Origin of the sequence: Halomonas terrestris (assembly GCF_049166755.1) — a bacterium.
Taxonomy (GTDB): domain Bacteria; phylum Pseudomonadota; class Gammaproteobacteria; order Pseudomonadales; family Halomonadaceae; genus Halomonas.
Genome location: NZ_JBMHFZ010000003.1, coordinates 36,795 through 57,569, shown reverse-complemented (window position 1 = coordinate 57,569; position 20,775 = coordinate 36,795). Strand labels below are relative to the sequence as shown.

The window sequence follows — 20,775 nt, the reverse complement described above, 5'->3', positions numbered from 1 at the left end:
CGCTACCCCATCACCGGCACGCGGGCGAGCAGGTGACGCGCCAGGGCCTCGCCCTCCTCGCGCTGGCCACTGCTGAGCCGGTGCCCCGCCACCGCCACCCAGACGGCCTGGACGTCCTCGGGCAGCACGTGGTCGCGCCCCTCGAGCAGCGCCCAGCCCCGAGAGGCCTGCAGCAAGGCCAGCACACCCCGGGTCGACAGCCCCCAGGCCAGTTCGGGATGATCGCGGCTGGCCGCCGCCAGCGCCTGGACATAGTCGAGCAGCGCATCGGCCACATGGATGTCATCGAGGCGCGACTGCCAGGCGCGCAGCCGCTCGGCATCCAGCAGTACCGGCAGCGACGCCAGCCTCACCCTGCCCGCCCGGCCGCGCAGGATCTCGCGCTCGGCCCGGGGGTCCGGGTAGCCCAGGGAGAGCCGCATCAAGAAGCGGTCCAGCTGGGACTCGGGCAGGGCGAAGGTCCCCGCCTGCTCCTGGGGATTCTGGGTGGCGATGACGAAGAAGGGATCGGGCAGCAGGCGGGTCTCGCCCTCGACCGTCACCCTGCCCTCCTCCATGGCCTCGAGCAGGGCACTCTGGGTCTTGGGGGTGGCCCGGTTGATCTCGTCGGCCAGCACCACGCCGTGGAACACCGGGCCGGGATGGAAGGTGAAGCGCGCCTCGCGGGGATCGAACACCGAGACCCCCAGCACGTCGGCGGGCAGCAGGTCGCTGGTGAACTGCAGGCGCTGCATGTCGAGCCCGGTGACTCGTGCCAGGGCCTGGGCCAGGGTGGTCTTGCCCAGCCCCGGCAGGTCCTCGATCAGCAGGTGCCCCCGGCACAGCAGGCAGCAGAGTGCCAGGCGCACCTCACGGGACTTGCCCAGCACCACGTCCTCCAGGGCGGCGACCACGGCCTCGAGGCTGTCGATCCGCGCCTGTCGGTTCATGGGGCCGACTCCAGGGCTCCGGCCTCGAGCAGCACCTTCACCGCCTGGCGGGTATCCGGCGTCGCCTCCTCGAGTGCCAGGGCCTCGGCGGGCGACAGCCAGAAGGCATCGGCGACCTCCGAGGCCTGCAGGGTCAGGGGCCCGTCATGGTCGACCAGGAAGATGCTGCCGAAGATGTGGTGGCCACCCTCGGCGTGGACGAACTCGCGCACGTGACGCAGCGGCACGCCGCGGATGCCCAGTTCCTCGGCCAGCTCGCGGCGGGCCGCCACATGGACCGCTTCGCCCGCCGCGACCACGCCACCCGCGGCCAGGTCGAGCCCCCCGGGGAAGACCTCCTTGGTGAGGGTGCGGCGCTGCACGCAGATCTCTCCGTGGCCGTTGCGCACCACGATGTAGGTGGCCCGATGCCAGAAGCGGAAGCGGCGCATCTGCACCCGGGGGGCGCTGCCGCAGGGACGATTGCGGGCATCCACCAGCTGGATGCTCTCGTCGGCGATGAACGGCGTCGGCAGCGCCTCGGGCCGGAGGGCGTCGGTCATGGCAGTCTCCCTGCGAAATGCCTTCAGCCTAACCAGTCACGGCGACAGCGTCACGCTCGACCGACGCGCGTTGACCGGACGCCACCGGGCCACCATGCTCCGAGGAGGCAGGCACCACGGAGCTCTCGCCGATGTCCGACCACGCCCCACGCACGCACCTGGCCACCCACGAGGTGACCAACCAGCCCACCCCCGACGGGGACCGGGACCTGCTTGCCACCGACCTGCCGCTGCAGGAGGCCCTGGCCCGGGAGGCCCCCGACTGGGTCGCCAGGCGCCTCGCCGCCCTGGGCCGGGAGGCGGGCAGCGCCCGGGTCCAGGCACTGGGCGAGACGGCCAACCGCCACCCCCCCGAGCTGCGTCTCTTCGACCGCCATGGCCGGCGCCTCGACGAGGTCCGCTACCACCCCGCCTACCACGAGCTGATGCACCTGGCCATCGACCATGGCTGGCATGCCGTGGCCTGGCAGGAAGAGGGCCGCGGCGGCCACCAGGCCCATGTCGCCGCCCTCTACCTGCTGACCCAGGCCGAGCCCGGTTTCTGCTGCCCGATCACCATGACCCATGCCGCCATGCCGGTGCTGCGCCAATCACCCGCCGTGGAGACGCGCTGGGCCCCCGGGCTGCTGGCCTGGGACTACGACCCCCGCCCCCTGCCGGCAGTGGACAAGAGCGGGCTGACCTTCGGCATGGCGATGACCGAGAAGCAGGGTGGCAGCGACGTGCGCCGCAATACCACCCAGGCCGAGCGCGACGACGAGGACTGGCGGCTGACCGGCCACAAGTGGTTCTGCAGCGCTCCCATGTCCGACGCCTTCCTCACCCTGGCACGCGACGACGACGGCCTGAGCTGCTTCCTGGTGCCGCGCTTCACGCCCGACGGGCAACGCAATGCCGTGGAACTGCAGCGGCTCAAGGAGAAGTGCGGCAACCGTGCCAACGCCTCGGCGGAAATCGAGTACCGCGGCGCCTGGGCCCAGGCGGTGGGCGAGCCCGGCCGGGGCATCGCCACCATCCTGGCCATGGTCCAGCAGACCCGGCTGGATGCCGCCACCGCTCCGGTGGGCATGATGCGCCAGGCCCTCGGCGAGGCGTGGCGCCATGTGCGCGAGCGTCACGCCTTCGGCCGAGTCCTGGCCGAGCAGCCACTGATGCGGCAGGTGATCGCCGACCTGGCGCTGGAGGTGGAGGCCGGGCTGGCCCTGGTGATGCGTGCGGCGAGGGCCTTCGACGGCATGGACCAGGAGCACGAGCGCGCCCTGGCCCGGGTGCTGCCGACGCTGGCCAAGTACTGGCACAACAAGCGGGGGCCGGGCTTCATGGCCGAGGCCATGGAGTGCCTGGGGGGCATCGGCTACGTGGAGGAGTCGCCGCTGGCACGGCTCTACCGGGAAGCGCCGGTGAACTCGATCTGGGAAGGGTCGGGCAACGTGATCTGTCTCGACCTGCTGCGGGTGCTCGCGCGCCATCCGGAGTCGGTGGCGGCACTGCGGGCGGAGCTCGCCGAGGCGCAAGGGGAGCAGGCCGATTTCGACCGCGCCCTGGCCGGGCTGGAACGCGAACTCGCCCTGCCGCCGGAAGCGCTCGAGCCACGGGCACGCTGGCTCGCCCAGCGCCTCGCCCAGTGCCTGCAGGCGGCACTGCTGTTGCGCCATGCCCCGAGCGAGGTGGCCGCGACCTTCTGCCGCTCACGGCTCGGCGGCGAGGTCGGAGCGGCCTACGGGGTGCTGCCCAGCGACGCACCGCTGTCGACGATACTGGACAGGGTGGGCAGCTGAAGTCGCGCCAGCTCGGGGATCGCCTCGGCCGGCACCGGCCGCGACAGGCCGAAGCCCTGCACATGGGTACAGCCGTACCGCTCCAGCAGCGCCAGGCTGGCCAGCTCCTCGACCCCCTCGGCCACCACCCGGATGCCCAGGCGACGGCCGAGCAGTGCCACCGCCTCGACGATGGCGGCGTCCTGGGACTCCTCGTGCAGGTAGCGCACGAAGCTGCGGTCGACCTTGAGTTCGCTGATCGGCAGCACCTGGAGCCGCGAGAGCGACGAGAACCCCACGCCGAAGTCGTCCACCGACACCTCCATGCCATTGAGGTGCAGGCGCGCGGCGACCTCGCTGCCCAGCAGCTCGTCGTCCATGGCAGCGGTCTCGGTGATCTCCAGCACCACCAGTGGCGATTCGCCCGGCGCACGATGCTGCATCAGTGACAGCAGGTCGTCGCTCATCAGGTCGTCGGCGGTGACGTTGACCGACAGGGACAGCATCAGCCCCATCTGCCCCCACTGCTCGGCATCGACCATCGCCTGGCAGAGCACGTGGCAGGTCAGGCGCTTGCTCTGGGCGGGCGTGAGCAGCGGCAGGAAACTGGCCGGGCCGATCAGCCCCATCTCGGGATGGGCCCAGCGCACCAGGGCCTCGACACCGCTGAGGCGCCCCGAGGAGAGCTCGAACTGGGGCTGGTAGTGCACGGTGAGCTCGCGTCGTTCGAGGGCCTGGTCGAGTTCCTCGGCACTGAACACCGGGTCCCCCTCCACCTCCGCGGGAGGCTGGCGACCGACGCGCAGGTTGCCGAGGCGCTGGCGCAGCTCGGCCAGACGCATCGGCTTCTCCAGCGAACCGAGCATCTGCAGGCCCAGGGTCCGGCCGACCCGCTCGGCGATACGCGAGATCTTGCGCTCCACCCCGCTGAGCAGCAGCACCCGCCCCTGGAAGTCGAGCTCGGCAAGCCGGCGCAGCAGGGCGATGCCGTCATGGTCGGCGAACTCCAGCGCCATGATCACCAGCTGCGGCCGGCAGACCACCATCTCCTCGAGCAACAGGCTCGACTGGCGGTAGTAACGGCTTTCAAGGCCGAGAACGTGCAGCTGGAGCGACAGCACGGCGGCCACGTCCGGATCGGTATCCAGGACCATCGCCAGCGCCCGCGTATCATTGGTCAGCTCGTTCATCGGCAAGGAGTTCCGCTCGGACAACAGCCTTGAGGGTAGCACCCGGGTCCTGCGGCCACACCCGCCAAACGCTGCGCTGCGTCAACGTTTGCTTCGACCGTGCCTGCACGGGAGGTCAGCCGGCGATCGGGCCGGCCAGCACGCGCAGGGCCAGCGCCAGCAGCAGCACCCCGGTGATGCGGTTGATCCAGTGGGCGCGGACCTGCAGCCAGGGCAGTACCCGGGAGTGCGACAGGCTCACTGCCACCAGCACGTACCAGCCACCATCGATGATCATCGCCGTGAGCACGATGACGGCCTTCGCCACGAGGCTCATCTCCGGCGTGACGAACTGGCTGAGCAGGGCGATGAAGAACAGGATCAGCTTGGGGTTGCCCAGCGCCACCAGCACGCCCTCGCGGGCCGCCTGGCGCTGGGTGGTGGCCATGGCAGTTGCCTCGAGGGCACCCGCACGCCCGGCACGCAGCGCCTTGATGCCCAGCCAGGCCAGGTAGCCGGCCCCGGCCCAGGTGATCGCCTGGAACAGCGGCGGAAAGCGCACGACCAGCGCCCCCAGCCCCCAGACGGTCAGCAGCGCATAGAAGCCGACCCCGAGGGCATGGGAGACCGCCGCCGCCACGCCCGGCGCCCGTCCGCCACCCAGGGTGTGGCGCAGGACCAGCGCCAGGCTGGGGCCCGGCGACATGGCTCCCATGGCACAGACGGCCACCAGTGAGATCCAGAGTGAAAACGGCATGTCGGGTAACTCCCTCGGCCCCTCAGCGGTGGAACTGCTTCTCGCGCTCCGGCTGCCAGAGGATGGCGTCGATACGCAGCCTGGCCTCACTGCCATCGGGCAGGGGCCAGTCGATGATGTCGCCGATACGCAGGCCGATCAGCCCGGCCCCCACCGGGGCCATCACCGAGATGCCGTCCTCGGTGCCGGCGAGCGAGTGCGGGTAGACCAGGGTTCGGATCATCTGGCGATTGCGGGTCAGGTCGGTGAACTGCACACGGCTGTTCATGCTGACGACGTCCTCGGGGATGTCCTCCGGGTCGATGACCTCGCCGCGCTCGAGCTCCTCCTCGAGGGAGTCAGCCACGAAGCGGTCCTTGTCGCTGGCGTCGTCGATGAGACGCTGGAGGCGCTCGGCATCGAGACGATTGATGATGATGGGGGGACGCGACGACATGGGAACTCCTTGGACCGATCAACGGTAACTTGACGCTGTGCTGGTCAACCAACGAAAAACAGCCCTCCACCCGCGAGTGGGCGAAGGACTGTGATCACCTCTACATTACGCCATTCCGACCAACAGGGACAGCCCCGGGTGACTGCACAGCCGCAGGAGGCAGCGTTACACTGTCGGCACACCCACACAGGAAACTCCCGATGAATGTCCGGACCTTCGCCCTCGCCCTGATGCTGCTCGGCCTCGTCCTGGTGGTCTTCGGCTGGATGACCACCAACCCCGCGGCCTTCGTGGGCGTCGCACTGATCGTGCTGGGCGTGATACTGCTCTGGACAAGGGGGCGGAGGCCGGATGGACCCTGACAAGGCCGGGGCAACCCCGCACGGGGACCCGGTGGACCTGAGCGGGCTGCTGGCATGCGTGCAGCAGGCCGGCAGGCGGGAAGAGAGCGTCAGCCTGGATGCGGTGCTCGACAGCGTGGGCCGGCGCTCCTTCGCCCCCTTCCTGCTGCTCGCCGGGCTGATTACCCTGGCCCCGGTGGTGAGCGCCATCCCCGGCGTCCCCACCCTGATGGCCCTCCTGGTGCTGCTCTCGGCCGGCCAGCTTCTGGCCGGGCGTGAGCATGTCTGGCTGCCGGCCTGGCTGCTGCAACGGCGTCTCGATCGCAAGCGCTTCGTGCAGGTCACCGACTGGATGCAGCGCCCGGCCCGCTGGGTCGACCGCCTGCTCAAGCCGCGGCTCACCTGGCTGACCCGACCGCCCGCCCACCTTCCCGCGGCCCTGACCTGCCTGCTGATCGCTCTGGCCATGCCGCCCATGGAACTGGTGCCCTTCACCGCCAATGGCGCCGGGCTGGCACTGACCCTGTTCGGCCTGGCGCTGCTCGCCAATGACGGCCTGCTGGCCCTGCTGGGCTACCTGCTGACGGCCGGCACCCTGGTCGTGGTGGCCAACGCCATCGTCTGACGCCGCGGGAGAGGCATGGCGAGGACGCCTGGGGCGCACCCCACCCTGCTATCGGGGAACGGCTCACGGCGATCCTGCCCACTCGAGCGGGCGAAGATGACGGGATTAGGGAACGGTGTTTACAAACAGCGTTTTTCTACTAGCCTGAGGATAGGGACACCATCCAGGTGCAGGCGCGATCCCTGCTTCCCCGGCAAGGGTTGCAAGTGCCTCACCTGCGAATCTGGAGAGCACCCTGAACCGGCGCCCCGCACAGGTTGCTCGAGGAGGGACAGCCATCATGAACATCACCTTCGCCGCCCCGCTCACTCCCAACTGGCAGCACGTCCATGCCGACTGGTGGCAGGATGATCAGGGCAACGATATCCACCGTATCGAGATCGATGGCGACGCGCTCTACCACTGCCACCTCGCCGGATCGCCGCTGCCGTGGGATGCGGTGGCCACGAGCCTGGACGAGGCCATGGCCGTCTTCAGCCGGCATGCCGCCTGACCGCAGCGAGGCAGGCTCATGGCACCCAGGATCGCGATTCGCCGAGCGGCCAGCCGGGGCACTCCGACAAGCTGGCCACGGACCGCAACACGAGCCTGTGCGACGGCGGCGGGGCGGGATCGCCACCCGGCAGCCACGGCACGATGCGACCAGGCACGGAAAAGGGAGGGGTAGAAACACGAACAGCCGCTCGCAAGCGACTGTTTTCCAAGTGGTACCGGCGGTCGGACTCGAACCGACAAGGGCTTGCACCCGGCGGATTTTGAATCCGCTGCGTCTACCAATTCCGCCACGCCGGCAGCGCGTGGCATTATACGTGGCGGTGCGAACAGGTCAATCGGGTGCCTGACTTCGCGCGCGCGAAACGGTATCCTAGGCGGCTTGTCCAGACGGTCCACCCGCCGTCGCCTCGTCAACCTCCGCCCTACCCGAGCCTCCGATCCGCATGCAGCGCGCCGATTTCCACTACGAGCTTCCCGACGAGCTGATCGCCCGTTATCCCTCCGAACAACGCAGCGACTGCCGCCTGCTGTGCGTCGATGGCGCCACCGGCGCTCGGGCCCACCGCCGCTTTCCCGACCTGCTGGAGCTGCTCGATCCCGGCGACCTGCTGGTGTTCAACGACACCCGGGTGATCCCGGCACGACTCCACGGCCACAAGGCCAGCGGCGGCAAGGTGGAGATGCTGCTCGAGCGCCCGCTGGACGCCCACCGGGGCCTGGCCCACCTGCGTTCGAGCAAGTCGCCGAAGCCGGGCACCGAGCTGATCTTCGAGGGCGATATCCACGCCGTGGTGGAAGACCGTCGCGAGGCCCTGTTCGAGCTGCGCTTCCTGGGGGATACCCCCCTGGTCCAGCTGCTGGAGCAGCACGGCCATATGCCGCTGCCGCCCTACATCACCCGCGAGGACGAGCTCGCCGACCGGGAGCGCTACCAGACCGTCTACGCCCGCCGCGACGGCGCCGTGGCCGCCCCGACCGCCGGCCTGCACTTCGACGAACCGCTGCTCGAGGCCCTGGCCGAGAAGGGGGTGGAGAGCGCCTTCGTCACCCTGCACGTGGGCGCCGGCACCTTCCAGCCGGTGCGCGCCGACGACATCCGCGAGCACCGCATGCACAGCGAGTGGATCGAGGTGAACGAGACGGTGTGCGCGCAGGTGCTCGCCGCGCGCGCCCGTGGCAACCGCGTCATCGCGGTGGGCACCACCAGCGTGCGCTGCCTGGAGAGCGCCACGAGCCCCGACGGCGAGATCGCTCCCTTCAGCGGCGAGACCGACATCTTCATCTACCCGGGTTACCAGTGGCGCTGCGTCGATGCCCTGATCACCAACTTCCACCTGCCGGAGTCGACCCTGCTGATGCTGGTGTCGTCCTTCGCCGGTTTCGACAATGTGATGGCCGCCTACCGCGAGGCAGTGAGCGAGCGCTATGCCTTCTTCAGCTACGGCGATGCGATGTTCCTGACCCGCAAGAGTTCCTGATACCCCAGACGCGCCGAGTTCGATATCGAGATGCCCATGCGTAATGAATGCTTCATGTCCTTCGAGCGGCTGGCCAGCGACGGCCGGGCCCGTCGCGGTCGCCTCACCTTCCCCCGGGGCACCGTCGAGACCCCCGCCTTCATGCCGGTGGGCACCTACGGCACCGTCAAGGGCATGACCCCGGCCTCGGTGAAGGAGATCGGCGCCGAGATCATCCTCGGCAACACCTTCCACCTGTGGCTGCGCCCCGGCATGGAGGTGATCGAGGCCCACGGCGACCTGCACGACTTCGCCCAGTGGAACAGGCCGATCCTCACCGACTCCGGCGGCTTCCAGGTCTTCTCGCTGGGGGCCATGCGCAAGATCACCGAGCAGGGCGTGCACTTCCGCTCGCCGGTGGACGGCGCCAAGGTGTTCATGGGCCCCGAGGAGTCGATGGCGGTGCAGCGCTCGCTGGGCTCCGACGTGGTGATGATCTTCGACGAGTGCACCCCCTACCCGGCCACCGAGAAGGAAGCCGAGTTCTCCATGCAGCGCTCGCTGCGCTGGGCAAGCCGTTCCCGCGAGGCCCACGGCGACTCGCCCTCGGCGCTGTTCGGCATCATCCAGGGCGGCATGTACCCGGCGCTGCGCGAACGCTCGCTGGCGGGGCTGCTCGAGATCGGCTTCGACGGCCTCGCCATCGGCGGCCTCTCCGTGGGCGAGCCCAAGGAGGAGATGATCCGGGTGCTCGACTACCTCCCCACCTGGATGCCCGAGGAGATGCCGCGCTACCTGATGGGCGTGGGCAAGCCCGAGGACCTGGTGGAGGGGGTGCGCCGCGGCATCGACATGTTCGACTGCGTGATGCCCACCCGCAACGCCCGCAACGGCCACCTCTTCACCGCCGAAGGGACGGTGAAGATCCGCAATGCCAAGCACCGCCACGACACCCGCCCGCTGGAGGAAGGCTGCGACTGCTACACCTGCCAGCACTTCTCGCGGGCCTACCTGCACCACCTCGATCGCTGCGGGGAAATGCTCGGCTCGATGCTCAACACCATCCACAATCTGCGCCACTATCAGCGCCTGATGGCCGGTTTGCGCGGTGCCATCGAAGCGGGTACATTGGCGGACTTCGTGGAAGGCTTCTATGCGCAGCGCGGGCTCCCGGTACCTCCCGCTCCGAATTGATGCCTGGCCGGTGAAGCGGGCATGACCCCCGATGCCGGCCAGCGACGCCAGTCCCAAGACCTTCTCGGACAATCCGATTCAGACAACCGTTTAACGACAACGCAGGAGACGCACTTCGATGCTGGACTTCTTCATCTCACCGGCCTACGCCCAGGACGCAGCTGCCGGCAGCGGCATGGCCCAGATCGTCATGCTGGTCGGCTTCGTGCTGATCTTCTACTTCCTGCTGTGGCGCCCCCAGGCCAAGCGGGCCAAGCAGCACAAGCAGCTGATCGGCAACCTCTCCAAGGGTGACGAGATCGTCATCGGCGGCGGCATGCTGGGCCGCATCACCAAGGTGAGCGACGACAGCGAGTTCATCCGCATGGAGGTCGCGGATGGCACCGAGGTCAACGTGCAGAAGAATGCCGTGGCTGCCGTGCTGCCCAAGGGCACCATCAAGTCCATCTGACCCGGGCCCTCTCGGCCTGCCGGATGCCCCCTCCCCGCACCCGGCAAGGCCGCCCTCGGCCACCGCAGCGGAACTCGCCGGTGGCCATGACGTCACTCCGTCAGCCTCCTATTGTCAGCAACCAAGGGCAGGGCCCGCATGCTCAACCGTTACCCCCTGTGGAAGTATCTGCTGATACTTGTCGTACTCATCGGCGGCCTGGTCTATTCGCTGCCCAACCTCTTCCCCGAAGACCCGGCGGTACAGGTCAGCAGCGCCCGTGGCGACGCGACCGTCGATGCACGTCAGCTCGAGCAGATCCAGGCGTCCCTGCGCGAGGCCGGCATCGAGATCAAGGCCATCGAGAGCGAGGACAACCGGCTGCTGATCCGCCTCGATGACGCCGACGACCAGATCAATGCCCGCGACCGCATCGCCACCATGCTCGGCGATGACTATGTCGTGGCCCTCAACCTGGCCGAGTCGACCCCTGCCTGGCTGCAATCGCTCTCCGCCTCGCCCATGACCCTGGGCCTGGACCTTCGCGGCGGCGTGCACTTCCTGCTGGAAGTGGACATGGACGCGGCCCTCGAGCAGCGCCTCGAGGTCAATGCCAGCGCCATGCGCGAACAGCTGCGCGGCGAGCGCATCCGCTACCGCGATACCGACATCGACGGGCGCACCCTGACCCTCACCTTCACCAACGCCGACGACCGGGATGCGGCACGGCGGCTGATCAGCCGCGAGTTCCCCGATTTCGACTATGCCAGCGAAGGCGAGGGTCGCGGCGCCCAGCTGGTCATGACCATGACCGAGCAGGCGGTCAACGAACTCCAGGACTACGCCATCAACCAGAACCTCACGACCCTGCGCAACCGGGTCGACGAGCTGGGCGTGGCCGAGCCCATGGTCCAGCGCCAGGGGCCGGATCGCATCGTGGTGGAGCTGCCCGGCGTGCAGGACACCGTGGCGGCCAAGCGCGTGGTGGGGGCCACCGCCAACCTGGAGTTCCGCCTCGAGGCGCGCCCGGACACCCCCGACAACGAGACCGAGGCCTTCACGTTCCGCAACGACGAGTCGCGCCGTGCCGACCTGATGCGCGACGTGATCATCACCGGTGACAGCGTCTCCAGCGCCAGCCGCAGCTTCGACGAGAACGGTCGCCCCCAGGTCAACATCAACCTGGACGGCACCGGCGGCACCCTGATGAACCGGGCCACCCGGACCAACATCGGCCGCAACATGGCGGTGCTGTTCATCGAGCACAAGACCCGCGACCGGGTGGTGCTGGAGGATGGCGAAGAGGTGACCGTCCGCGAGCCCTACACCGAGCGCGGCATCATCAGCCTGGCCACCATCCAGAGCGCCCTGGGCAACAGCTTCCGCATCACCGGGCTCGACTCGCCCACCGAGGCGGCCGACCTGGCCCTGCTGCTGCGTTCCGGCTCGCTGGCGGCCCCCATCTATTTCGTGCAGGAGCGTACCATCGGGCCGAGCCTGGGCGCCGAGAACATCGAGCGCGGCGTGATGTCGGTGCAGATCGGCCTGCTGCTGGTGGTGCTCTTCATGCTGGTGCGCTACAAGGTGTTCGGCGTGATCGCCAACCTCGCCCTGGCGCTCAACCTGACCCTGCTGGTGGCGGCCATGTCGCTGCTCGGCGCCACCCTGACCCTGCCCGGCATCGCCGGCATCGTGCTCACGCTGGGCATGGCGGTGGACGCCAACGTGCTGATCTTCGAGCGCATACGCGAGGAGCTGCGTGGTGGGCTATCGGTGCAGCAGGCCATCACGGCCGGCTACGAACGCGCCTTCACCTCGATCATCGACGCCAACATCACCACCCTGCTGGTGGCGGTGATCCTGTTCTCGATCGGCACGGGACCGGTCAAGGGCTTCGCCGTGACCCTGTCGCTGGGGATCATCACCTCGCTGTTCACCGCGCTGCTGGTGACCCGCGCGCTGGTGAACCTGACCTACGGCGGCAAGCCGGTCAAGAAGCTCTGGATCTGATGCACTCACAACTGAGGTGGTCATGAAAACCCTCGTCAATCGACAGTTCGACTTCATGGGCAAGCGCCGCATCGCCTTCGCGATGTCGGCGGTGCTGATCCTGGCGTCGATCGTCTCGCTGCTGTTCCAGCAGCTCAATCTGGGGCTGGACTTCACCGGCGGCACCCTGGTCGAGGTCCGCTACGGCGTGGCGCCCTCCCTGGACGCGGTGCGGCAGATCCTCGAGGAGGCCAACTTCCGCGATGTCTCGGTGCAGACCTTCGGTGCCTCCACCGAGGTCTTGATCCGCCTGCAACAGGCCTTCGACCCCGAGGTGGGCGACCGCGTGGTCTCGCTGCTGCGCGACAGCGGCGACAGCGTGGAACTGGTGCGTGCCGAGTTCGTGGGTGCCCAGGTCGGCGAGCAGCTCCGCGACCGCAGTGGCCTCGGCCTGCTGGTGGCACTGGGCATCGTGATGCTCTACGTCGCCTTCCGCTTCCAGTACAAGTTCGCCATCGGCGCCCTGCTGGCCCTGATGCACGACGTGATCATCGTGGTCGGCATCTTCTCGCTGTTCCAGCTCGACTTCGACCTCACCGTGCTGGCGGCCCTGCTGGCGGTGATCGGCTACTCGCTGAACGACACCATCGTGGTCTACGACCGCATCCGCGAGACGATCCGCAAGTCGCGCATCGACGACATGCCGGCGATCTTCAACGAAGCGATCAACATGACCCTGTCGCGCACCCTGGCAACATCCGGGACCACCCTGCTGGTGCTGATGGCACTGCTGCTGCTGGGCGGCGACATGATCCACTACTTCTCGATCGCCCTGATCCTCGGCGTGGTGGTGGGGACCTTCTCCTCCATCTACGTGGCCGCCGCGCTGCTGCTCGCGGTGAAGCTGCAGCGCGAGGACCTGATCCCGCCGCCCAAGGAGGCGGACGACGAGGAAGAGATGCTGCCCTGAAAGCTGGAAGCTGGAAGCTGGAAGCTGGAAGCTGGAAGCTGGAAGCTGGAAGGTAGACTCCAATCGAAAGCGCCCCCGCAGCAAGGCTGCGGGGGCGCTTTTCTTCTAGCTTCAGGCTTACAGCTTCAAGCTCAGAAGTGCGGCTTGAGCTGCTGAACCAACGCCTTGTAGAGACGCGGCCCGGCGGCCATCAGCTGGCCCTCGACCTCCACCGACGGCTGGCCGTCCGGGGTGCCCATCAGGGCACCGGCCTCCTTGAGCAGCAGGGTGCCGACCTGCAGGTCCTGCTCCTCGAGGCCGAGGACGAAGGCGGCGTCGGCACGCCCGGCGGCCAGCTCGGCCAGGTCGAGCAGGCCACTGCCGGAGGCACGCAGCACCTCGACCTGCGGCCCCAGCTGCTGTACCAGGGTGAGGTAGGCGGGCAGGTGACGCGGGCGCAGCCAGGTCTCGGGCAGGCCCATGGCGACCCGCGAACCACCGATGGCGATGGTCTTCGGCACGCGGATGCGCTTGCCGTTGAGCTGGGCACCGCGGCCACGGCTGGCCAGGTATTCGTCGTCGCTGAAGGGGCAGATCACCACCGCGTGCTCCGCACGGCCCTTGACCAGGCAGACCACCGACAGGGCGAAGCCGGGGGCGGCGACGGTCAGGTTGGAGTAGCCGTGGAAGGGTTCGATCTTCCACAGCACGTCCTCCCCCTCGCCCTCACCGCCGCGATGGGGCGTGAAGCGGCCGCTGACGCCGTGCTGGGGGTAGCCGCGGGCGAGCTGACGGACGATTAGCGTCTCGGCGTTGCGGGCGGCGTCCTCGAGCAGACGGTCGAGGTTGTGCTCTTCGTGGGCGTTCTCGATGCGCTCGCGGATGCGCAGGAACTGTTCGCCGGCGCTGCGCGCGGCGCGCAACGCGAATTGGACCATCGGATGCATGATCGGGCCTTGGGGAGTCGGTGGTGTTAAAGAACGGGGGATGGTTCGGGGAACCTGTCGGCGCGAATCCTAGCAGAAGGAGGCGATGGGCGCCATCCTGGCGGGCGGCATGCTAGACTCTGCGCCCCGTTTCTCCTCAAGGCGACGCAGGTTCCACCATGCTCGAGCGCATTCGTATCGTCCTGATCGGCACCAGCCACCCCGGCAACATCGGCGGCACCGCCCGCGCCATGCACAACATGGGGCTCGAGGACCTGGCCCTGGTGGCGCCGCGCTGCGAGCCGCTCACCGCCGACACCGTCTCGCGGGCCTCGGGCGCCGATCACATCGTCCACGGCGCCCGCACGGTCGAAACCCTGGAGCAGGCAGTGGCCGACTGCACCCTGGTGGTGGGTGCCAGCGCCCGCTCGCGCACCCTGCCCTGGCCGATGATCACGCCCCGCGAGCTGGGCGGGCGGCTGACCGAGGAGCTGGCCGGGCCCGAGTCGCGTATCGCCCTGATCTTCGGACGCGAGGACAGCGGCCTCTCCAACGCCGAGCTGCAGCGCTGCCATGCCCATGTGCATATCCCGACCAACCCGGAGTTCAGCTCGCTGAACCTGGCCGCCGCCGTCCAGGTGCTGGCCTACGAGAGCCGCCTGGCCTGGCTGGCCACCCAGGAGACGAGCCACCGGAGCGACGCGGACACCCCCCAGCCGCTGGCCAGCCACGAGGAACTGGAGCACTATTTCGCCCATCTGGAGCGCACCCTGATCGCCATCGGCTTCCACGACCCGGCCATGCCGCGCCAGCTGATGCCGCGGCTGCGTCGGCTGACCCTGCGCTCGCGCCCCGAGCGCATGGAGCTCAACATCCTGAGGGGTATCCTCACCGCTACCGAGAAGCAGGCGACTGGCGAGAAGCCGGCCGGAAGCGGCGAGCCCGACCCTCCGGCTTGAAGCCGCCGGCAGGCGCCCCCAATATGGAGGAACTTCCGGTGACTGCCGTGCCATGGGCAGCGCCCCTCCGCCACCCAAGGACAGCTGCATGTTTCAACGTCTGCGCGAGGACATCAACAGCGTATTCGCCCGCGACCCCGCGGCGCGCAACTTCCTGGAAGTGCTGACCAACTACCCGGGGCTGCACGCCCTCCTGCTGCACCGGCTCGCCCACTGGATGTGGCAACGGCGCCTCAAGTGGCTGGCCCGCACCCTCTCGAGCTTCTCCCGCTGGCTGACCGGTGTCGAGATCCATCCCGGCGCCTCCATCGGCCGGCGCTTCTTCATCGACCACGGCATGGGTGTGGTGATCGGCGAGACCGCCGAGGTCGGCGACGACGTCACCCTCTACCAGGGGGTGACCCTCGGCGGCACCAGCTGGAACAAGGGCAAGCGCCACCCGACCCTCGAGGACGGCGTGATCGTCGGCGCCGGTGCCAAGATACTCGGCCCCTTCACCGTGGGGACCGGCGCCAAGATCGGCTCCAACGCCGTGGTCACCAAGGAGGTGCCCGCCGGCGCCACCGTGGTCGGCATTCCCGGCAAGATCGTCAAGCGCCCCGACCCGGATGTCGTCGAGGAGCTCGAGGTCGACCCGGCGCGGCGCGAGGCGATGAGGCGCAAGTTCGGCTTCGATGCCTACGGCATCAGCCAGGACATGCCCGACCCGGTGGCCCGCTCGATCCAGGCCATGCTCGACCACATGCACGCCGTGGACGAGCGCATCGAGCGCATGTGTGGCACCCTGCGCAAGCTCGACGCCAGCTACCGCGACGGCAGCCTGCCCGAGCTGCGCGACGAGGACTTCGCCGATATCCTTGACGATGCGGACAGCGGTTGCCCGCCCCTCGACCCGGAAAAGCGGGACGACGGGGAGCCGCGGGAGGGCGACGAGAGCGATGTCCGACCCGAGAAGCAGAAGGGCAATGGTTGACCACGGCACTCGGTCTTTACCATAATGCCTGCTCGCCCATGACGTTTCCTCGACGGGAGACGCCCCGATCCAACGACCCCCGACTCCAGTGTCGGCGCCGAGGTATCGATCCGCATGCGCCTGACCACCAAGGGACGCTACGCCGTCACCGCCATGCTCGACCTGGCCATGAATGCCGACGAGGGCCCGATCTGTCTCGCCGACATCTCGCGGCGGCAGGAGATCTCGCTCTCCTATCTCGAGCAGCTGTTCGCTCGCCTGCGCCGGGCGCGGCTGGTGCGCAGCGTTCGCGGCCCCGGCGGTGGCTACCTGCTGGCCATGGCGCCGGAGAGCATCTCGGTGGCCCGGGTGATCGACGCGGTCAACGAGTCGGTGGACACGACCCGCTGTGGCGGGCTCTCCGACTGCCAGCAGGGTAGTACCTGCCTGACCCACCACCTGTGGTGCGAGCTGTCGGACCATATCCACGGCTTCCTCGAAGGCATTACCCTGGGACAACTGGCCGAACGCGGGGAAGTGCAGGGCATCGCCCGCCGCCAGCGCCGCCGGCTGGACGACGACGGCATCCTCGCGTCGTCGCCCTGAGGCACCGGACCCCGTTGCCGAACCCTTACCACTGCCAGCCCATGAGCTCACCCCCGTACCCATGACCAAGACCGTCTACCTCGATTACGCCGCCACCACCCCCGTCGACCCGCGAGTCGCCGAGGTGATGAGCCGTTACCTGACCCTGGACGGCATCTTCGCCAATCCCGCCTCGCGCAGCCACATGCTCGGCTGGCAGGCGGAGCAGGCCGTCGAGGGCGCCCGCCGCCAGGTCGCCGACCTGATCGGGGCCGACCCCCGCGAGATCGTCTGGACCAGCGGCGCCACGGAGGCCGACAACCTGGCGCTCATCGGCTTCATGCGCGCCAATCGGGCGCGGGGACGCCACCTGGTGACCTCCACCGTCGAGCACAAGGCGGTGGTGGACACCGCCCATGCCCTGGAGGCCGAGGGCTTCGAGGTCACCTGGCTGGCGCCCGGCAGCGACGGCCGCATCGCCCCCGAGCAGCTGCAGGACGCCATGCGCCCGGACACCGTGCTGGTCTCGCTGATGGCGGTGAACAACGAGCTGGGCTGCATCCACGACCTGGGGGCCATGGCCGGGATCGCCCATGCCGGCGGGGCGGTGTTCCACGTCGATGCCGCCCAGGCCGTCGGCCGCATCCCGCTGGATGTCGAACGCCTCGGCATCGACCTGATGTCACTCTCCGGCCACAAGGTCTACGGCCCCAAGGGCATCGGCGCCCTCTACGTGAAGCGCAGCCCCGACATCCGCCTCGAGGCGCTGATCCATGGCGGCGGCCACGAGCGCGGCATGCGCTCGGGCACCCTGGCCACCCACCAGATCGTCGGCATGGGGGAGGCCTTCGCCCTGGCCGCCGCCGAGGGCGAGGCCGACCAGGCACGCATCACCGGGCTGCGCGACCGCCTGCTCGACGGCCTGGCCGGCTGCAGGGGGGTGCACCGCAACACCGACATCAGCGTATCGGTACCCAACATCCTCAACCTGGCCTTCGAGGGCATCGACGGCGAGTCCCTGCTGATGGCACTGCGCGACATCGCCCTCTCCACCGGCTCGGCCTGCAACTCGGCGAGCGTCGAGCCATCCTATGTACTGAAGGCCATCGGCGTGCCGCGCCCGCTGGCGCTGGCCTCGCTACGCTTCAGCTTCGGTCGCTTCACCACCGAGGCCGACATCGACCAGACGCTGCACGCCCTGACGCATGCCCTGGAGGGCCTTCGCCGTCAGGCGATCTGATCATCCATCCCGTGCAGGAGAATGACCATGGCGCACCTTTCGATCACCAACGCTGCCGCCGACCAGATCCGCCGGGTCCTCGACGAGCGCGGCCACGGCCTGGGCCTGCGGGTCTCGGTCAAGCCCAGCGGCTGTTCCGGCTACAGCTACGTACTCGACTTCGCCGACGAGGCGGCCAATGACGACGTGGCCTTCGAGGAACACGGCGTGACCGTCTATGTCGCGCCCGATGCCCTGGAGATGCTCGACGGCAGCGAGGTGGACTACGTCAACGAAGGGCTCAACCGCTTCTTCCGCTTCAACAACCCCAACGTCAAGGACCAGTGCGGCTGCGGCGAGAGCTTCAGCGTCTGAGCCGGCGACGATTGTTCAACGAGGCCACCTGCCGGTATAATTCCCGCCCAGTCGGCGATCTCGCCGAGCCGCATCATACGATTCGCCGCGCCGCCCCCCGGCTCCCGACTCAGGAGCATCCGGGGCGGCGCGGCGCTATCCATCGACACTCACGTCAACCACCCTGTTCAACTGGAGACACGCCTCATGGCCACCCAGCGCACCCTGTCCATCATCAAGCCCGATGCCGTCGCCAAGAATGCCATCGGCGAGATCATCTCCCGCTTCGAGAAGGCCGGCCTGAAGGTCGTCGCCGCCAAGATGCTCAAGCTGGATGACGACAAGGCCGGCGGTTTCTATGCCGAGCACAAGGAGCGCCCCTTCTTCAAGGACCTGGTCGGCTTCATGACCTCGGGCCCGGTGGTGGTGCAGGTGCTGGAGGGCGAGGACGCCATCGCCAGGAACCGTGACCTGATGGGCGCCACCAACCCCAAGGAAGCCGCCCCGGGCACCATCCGCGCCGACTTCGCCGAGACCATCGACGCCAACGCCGTGCATGGCTCCGACTCCCCCGAGTCCGCCGAGCGCGAGATCGCGTATTTCTTTGGGGCCGACGAGATCTGCCCGCGCTGATCGCGTCCGTCCTGCGGGCGGGGGCCCAGCCCCCGCCTCCCACGCCGTATCCCTCCCCAGACCCGCTGACCGCCATGACCGCTGACACCGCACCCCAACGTACCAACCTGCTCGGCATGACCCGCGAGGAGCTGGAAGCCTTCTTCCTCTCCATCGGCGAGAAGAAGTTCCGTGCCGCCCAGGTGATGAAGTGGATCCACCACGAGGGCTGTGACGACTTCGCGGCCATGACCAACCTCTCCAAGGCACTGCGAACGCGCCTGGCGGAAGTGGCCGAGATCCGCGGTCCCGCCGTGGTCTACGAGGGCAGTTCCAGTGACGGCACCCGCAAGTGGGTGCTCGAGGTCGAGGACGGCAGCTACGTGGAGACGGTGTTGATTCCCGCCGACAACGGCAAGCGCCGCACCCTGTGCGTCTCCTCCCAGGTGGGGTGTTCGCTGGACTGCAGCTTCTGCTCCACCGGCAAGCAGGGCTTCCAGCGCAACCTCAGCGCCGCCGAGATCATCGGCCAGGTGTGGGTGGCCCAGCGCAGCGTGGGGCCGCGCAAGGACACCGCCAACCGCCCGGTCACCAATGTGGTGATGATGGGCATGGGCGAGCCGCTGCTGAACTACGACAATGTCGTGCCGGCCATGAAGCTGATGCTCGACGACGACGGCTACGGTCTCTCCAAGCGTCGCGTCACCCTCTCCACCTCCGGGGTGGTGCCGATGCTCGACCGCCTCGGCGACGAGCTCGACGTGAGCCTGGCCATCTCGCTGCATGCCGCCAACGACGAGTTGCGCAACGAGCTGGTACCGCTCAACCGCAAGTACAACATCCGCACCCTGCTGGACGCCTGTCACCGCTATCTGGCCAAGTGCGACGACACGCGCATGGTCACCATCGAGTACACCCTGATCAAGGACGTCAACGACCAGCAGGAGCACGCCGAACAGCTCGCCGCCCTGCTCGAGGAGCTGCCGTGCAAGATCAACCTGATCCCGTTCAACCCCTTCCCCCACTCGGGCTATGAAAAGCCGTCGCGCAACCAGACGATGCGCTTCCAGCAGTGGCTCTATGAACTGGGTTACACCGCGCCGATCCGTACCACCCGCGGCGATGACATCGACGCCGCCTGCGGCCAGCTGGTGGGGCGTGTCAAGGACCGCACCCGCCGCCACGAGCGCTACATCCAGTCGATCCAGATCGACGCCGACTGAACCGGGGGTCACCTTGACTTCAACCGGGCTCGGCGCTTTGATGGACAGGCCTTTTCTCCCACCGGCGGCGGATCGTTCGCGACACGTCACCGGTGGTTTCGTGCCCACTATCGTGAGGATGCCATGACTCGCCGCCCCCGCTTGCCCGGTCTCACGCAGGCCCCTGCCATCGCCGTCCTGCTGGGGACGCTGTGGCTGGCCGGCTGCGCCACCCCGGCTGGCCCACCCGGCGGCGGCGCGGAGAGCCCCTCGGAGGCCTACACGCGACTGGGCGTGGCCTACCTCGAGCGAGGCAACCTGCAACGTGCCATGAGTGCCCTCGACCGAGCCCTCGAGGTCTCTCCCGACGACGCCGAGGCACGCCAGGCCATGGCCATGGTCCATCAGCGCCAGGGGGAGAGCGATCTCGCCGAGGAGGCCTTCCTGCGCGCCCTCGACAGCGACCCCGACTTCACCCGGGCACGCAACAACTACGCGGCCTTCCTGTATGATCGTGGCCGCATCCGCGAGGCCTGCAACCAGCTCGAGCAGGCCACCCGAGATACCCAGTATGTCAACCGGGCCCAGCTGTTCGCCAACCTGGGCCAGTGCCAGCGTGAACTCGGCGACCTCGAGGCGGCCCGCGCCAGCCTGGCGCGGGCCCAGGCGATCGACCCGCGCAGCGCGCGCAGCTACTTCACACTGGCCGAGCTCGAGCATGCCCAGGGCAACCATGCACGCGCCAGGAACCAGCTCGAGGGCTTCATGCGCCTGGCCGGCACCAGCCCCGAGGCGCTGCGCCTGGCCCGTGACATCGCCCGGGCCGAGGGCAATCATGCCGCTGCCGCCTTCTATGCCGAGCAACTGGACGCTGCCAATGGCGCTCCCTGACCACC

General features: G+C 68.6%; 23 protein-coding genes and 1 tRNA gene. 17 read left to right on the top strand and 7 right to left on the bottom strand.

The window, feature by feature from the left end; all coding sequences use genetic code 11:
• Positions 1-2 precede the first annotated feature (2 nt).
• Together ACOMD9_RS04400 and ACOMD9_RS04395 are read right to left on the bottom strand one after the other, a co-directional pair.
• Complete coding sequence (locus tag ACOMD9_RS04400; RefSeq protein WP_421412349.1) at positions 3-929, bottom strand: AAA family ATPase; 927 nt, start codon at positions 927-929, stop codon at positions 3-5.
• Positions 926-1,471 carry an NUDIX hydrolase gene (locus ACOMD9_RS04395; RefSeq protein WP_421412348.1) on the bottom strand — a complete coding sequence of 182 codons (546 nt, stop codon included), beginning with the start codon at positions 1,469-1,471 and terminating at the stop codon, positions 926-928. The genes ACOMD9_RS04400 and ACOMD9_RS04395 overlap by 4 nt, the downstream gene beginning before the upstream one ends.
• Positions 1,472-1,602: 131 nt before the next feature.
• On the opposite strand from ACOMD9_RS04395, the gene ACOMD9_RS04390 reads away from it, so the two are divergent.
• Positions 1,603-3,249, top strand: a complete 1,647-nt coding sequence (locus ACOMD9_RS04390; RefSeq protein WP_421412347.1) for an acyl-CoA dehydrogenase family protein — start codon at positions 1,603-1,605, stop codon at positions 3,247-3,249.
• Here the strand turns inward: ACOMD9_RS04390 and ACOMD9_RS04385 are convergent.
• From ACOMD9_RS04385 to rnk, 3 genes are all read right to left on the bottom strand, one after another.
• Positions 3,189-4,418 carry an EAL domain-containing response regulator gene (locus tag ACOMD9_RS04385; protein ID WP_421412346.1) on the bottom strand — a complete coding sequence of 410 codons (1,230 nt, stop codon included), beginning with the start codon at positions 4,416-4,418 and terminating at the stop codon, positions 3,189-3,191. The two genes, ACOMD9_RS04390 and ACOMD9_RS04385, sit on opposite strands and share 61 nt — an antisense overlap.
• A gap of 115 nt (positions 4,419-4,533) precedes the next feature.
• Positions 4,534-5,154 carry a LysE family translocator gene (locus ACOMD9_RS04380; RefSeq protein ID WP_421412345.1) on the bottom strand — a complete coding sequence of 207 codons (621 nt, stop codon included), beginning with the start codon at positions 5,152-5,154 and terminating at the stop codon, positions 4,534-4,536.
• Between the two features lie 22 nt (positions 5,155-5,176).
• A complete protein-coding gene (gene rnk, locus ACOMD9_RS04375) occupies positions 5,177-5,590 on the bottom strand; it encodes a nucleoside diphosphate kinase regulator (RefSeq protein ID WP_421412344.1) in 414 nt (137 codons plus the stop codon).
• A 200-nt stretch (positions 5,591-5,790) separates the two neighbouring features.
• On the opposite strand from rnk, the gene ACOMD9_RS04370 reads away from it, so the two are divergent.
• The 3 genes from ACOMD9_RS04370 to ACOMD9_RS04360 all read left to right on the top strand — a co-directional run bounded on the left by ACOMD9_RS04370 (position 5,791) and on the right by ACOMD9_RS04360 (position 7,049).
• Positions 5,791-5,952, top strand: coding sequence for a hypothetical protein (locus ACOMD9_RS04370; protein WP_421412343.1), 162 nt, complete (start codon positions 5,791-5,793; stop codon positions 5,950-5,952).
• Positions 5,942-6,556: an exopolysaccharide biosynthesis protein gene (locus ACOMD9_RS04365; protein WP_421412342.1), complete on the top strand. Its 615-nt coding sequence runs from the start codon at positions 5,942-5,944 to the stop codon at positions 6,554-6,556. Before ACOMD9_RS04370 ends, ACOMD9_RS04365 begins: the two co-directional genes overlap by 11 nt.
• Positions 6,557-6,836: 280 nt before the next feature.
• Positions 6,837-7,049 (top strand): hypothetical protein, encoded by a 213-nt coding sequence (locus ACOMD9_RS04360; RefSeq protein WP_421412341.1) that lies wholly within the window; start codon positions 6,837-6,839, stop codon positions 7,047-7,049.
• A 212-nt stretch (positions 7,050-7,261) separates the two neighbouring features.
• On the opposite strand, the gene ACOMD9_RS04355 is transcribed toward ACOMD9_RS04360, so the two are convergent.
• Positions 7,262-7,348: transfer RNA gene (locus ACOMD9_RS04355), tRNA-Leu, on the bottom strand.
• Between the two features lie 146 nt (positions 7,349-7,494).
• Between ACOMD9_RS04355 and queA the strand changes: the two genes are divergently transcribed.
• The 5 genes from queA to secF all read left to right on the top strand — a co-directional run bounded on the left by queA (position 7,495) and on the right by secF (position 13,091).
• Positions 7,495-8,529, top strand: coding sequence for a tRNA preQ1(34) S-adenosylmethionine ribosyltransferase-isomerase QueA (gene queA / locus ACOMD9_RS04350; RefSeq protein WP_421412340.1), 1,035 nt, complete (start codon positions 7,495-7,497; stop codon positions 8,527-8,529).
• A 54-nt stretch (positions 8,530-8,583) separates the two neighbouring features.
• Positions 8,584-9,702: a tRNA guanosine(34) transglycosylase Tgt gene (gene tgt / locus ACOMD9_RS04345; protein ID WP_465249802.1), complete on the top strand. Its 1,119-nt coding sequence runs from the start codon at positions 8,584-8,586 to the stop codon at positions 9,700-9,702.
• Between the two features lie 118 nt (positions 9,703-9,820).
• The gene (gene yajC / locus ACOMD9_RS04340) at positions 9,821-10,153 is read left to right on the top strand and encodes a preprotein translocase subunit YajC (RefSeq protein WP_421412338.1); all 333 of its coding nucleotides are present in this window, start codon (positions 9,821-9,823) and stop codon (positions 10,151-10,153) included.
• Positions 10,154-10,291: 138 nt separating this feature from the next.
• Positions 10,292-12,142, top strand: a complete 1,851-nt coding sequence (secD, locus tag ACOMD9_RS04335) for a protein translocase subunit SecD (protein WP_421412337.1) — start codon at positions 10,292-10,294, stop codon at positions 12,140-12,142.
• 22 nt (positions 12,143-12,164) lie between these two features.
• Positions 12,165-13,091 (top strand): protein translocase subunit SecF, encoded by a 927-nt coding sequence (gene secF / locus ACOMD9_RS04330; protein ID WP_421412336.1) that lies wholly within the window; start codon positions 12,165-12,167, stop codon positions 13,089-13,091.
• 131 nt (positions 13,092-13,222) lie between these two features.
• Here secF and ACOMD9_RS04325 read toward each other — a convergent pair whose 3' ends face one another.
• On the bottom strand, positions 13,223-14,017 hold the full coding sequence (locus ACOMD9_RS04325) for an inositol monophosphatase family protein (RefSeq protein WP_421412335.1): 795 nt from the start codon (positions 14,015-14,017) through the stop codon (positions 13,223-13,225).
• Positions 14,018-14,175: 158 nt separating this feature from the next.
• Here ACOMD9_RS04325 and trmJ point away from each other — a divergent pair, with 158 nt between their 5' ends.
• The 8 genes from trmJ to pilW all read left to right on the top strand — a co-directional run bounded on the left by trmJ (position 14,176) and on the right by pilW (position 20,770).
• A complete protein-coding gene (trmJ, locus tag ACOMD9_RS04320) occupies positions 14,176-14,955 on the top strand; it encodes a tRNA (cytosine(32)/uridine(32)-2'-O)-methyltransferase TrmJ (RefSeq protein ID WP_421412334.1) in 780 nt (259 codons plus the stop codon).
• Positions 14,956-15,043: 88 nt separating this feature from the next.
• Positions 15,044-15,928, top strand: coding sequence for a serine O-acetyltransferase (cysE, locus tag ACOMD9_RS04315; RefSeq protein ID WP_421412333.1), 885 nt, complete (start codon positions 15,044-15,046; stop codon positions 15,926-15,928).
• 114 nt (positions 15,929-16,042) lie between these two features.
• Complete coding sequence (locus ACOMD9_RS04310; protein WP_421412332.1) at positions 16,043-16,513, top strand: Rrf2 family transcriptional regulator; 471 nt, start codon at positions 16,043-16,045, stop codon at positions 16,511-16,513.
• A 61-nt stretch (positions 16,514-16,574) separates the two neighbouring features.
• Complete coding sequence (locus tag ACOMD9_RS04305) at positions 16,575-17,732, top strand: aminotransferase class V-fold PLP-dependent enzyme (protein WP_421412331.1); 1,158 nt, start codon at positions 16,575-16,577, stop codon at positions 17,730-17,732.
• 27 nt (positions 17,733-17,759) lie between these two features.
• Entirely contained in the window at positions 17,760-18,086 is a 327-nt protein-coding gene (locus ACOMD9_RS04300; protein WP_421412330.1) for a HesB/IscA family protein, read from the top strand.
• A gap of 186 nt (positions 18,087-18,272) precedes the next feature.
• Complete coding sequence (ndk, locus tag ACOMD9_RS04295; protein WP_421412329.1) at positions 18,273-18,698, top strand: nucleoside-diphosphate kinase; 426 nt, start codon at positions 18,273-18,275, stop codon at positions 18,696-18,698.
• 74 nt (positions 18,699-18,772) lie between these two features.
• Positions 18,773-19,900 carry a dual-specificity RNA methyltransferase RlmN gene (gene rlmN / locus ACOMD9_RS04290; RefSeq protein ID WP_421412328.1) on the top strand — a complete coding sequence of 376 codons (1,128 nt, stop codon included), beginning with the start codon at positions 18,773-18,775 and terminating at the stop codon, positions 19,898-19,900.
• Between the two features lie 123 nt (positions 19,901-20,023).
• Positions 20,024-20,770, top strand: coding sequence for a type IV pilus biogenesis/stability protein PilW (gene pilW, locus ACOMD9_RS04285; protein WP_421412327.1), 747 nt, complete (start codon positions 20,024-20,026; stop codon positions 20,768-20,770).
• Positions 20,771-20,775 lie beyond the last annotated feature (5 nt).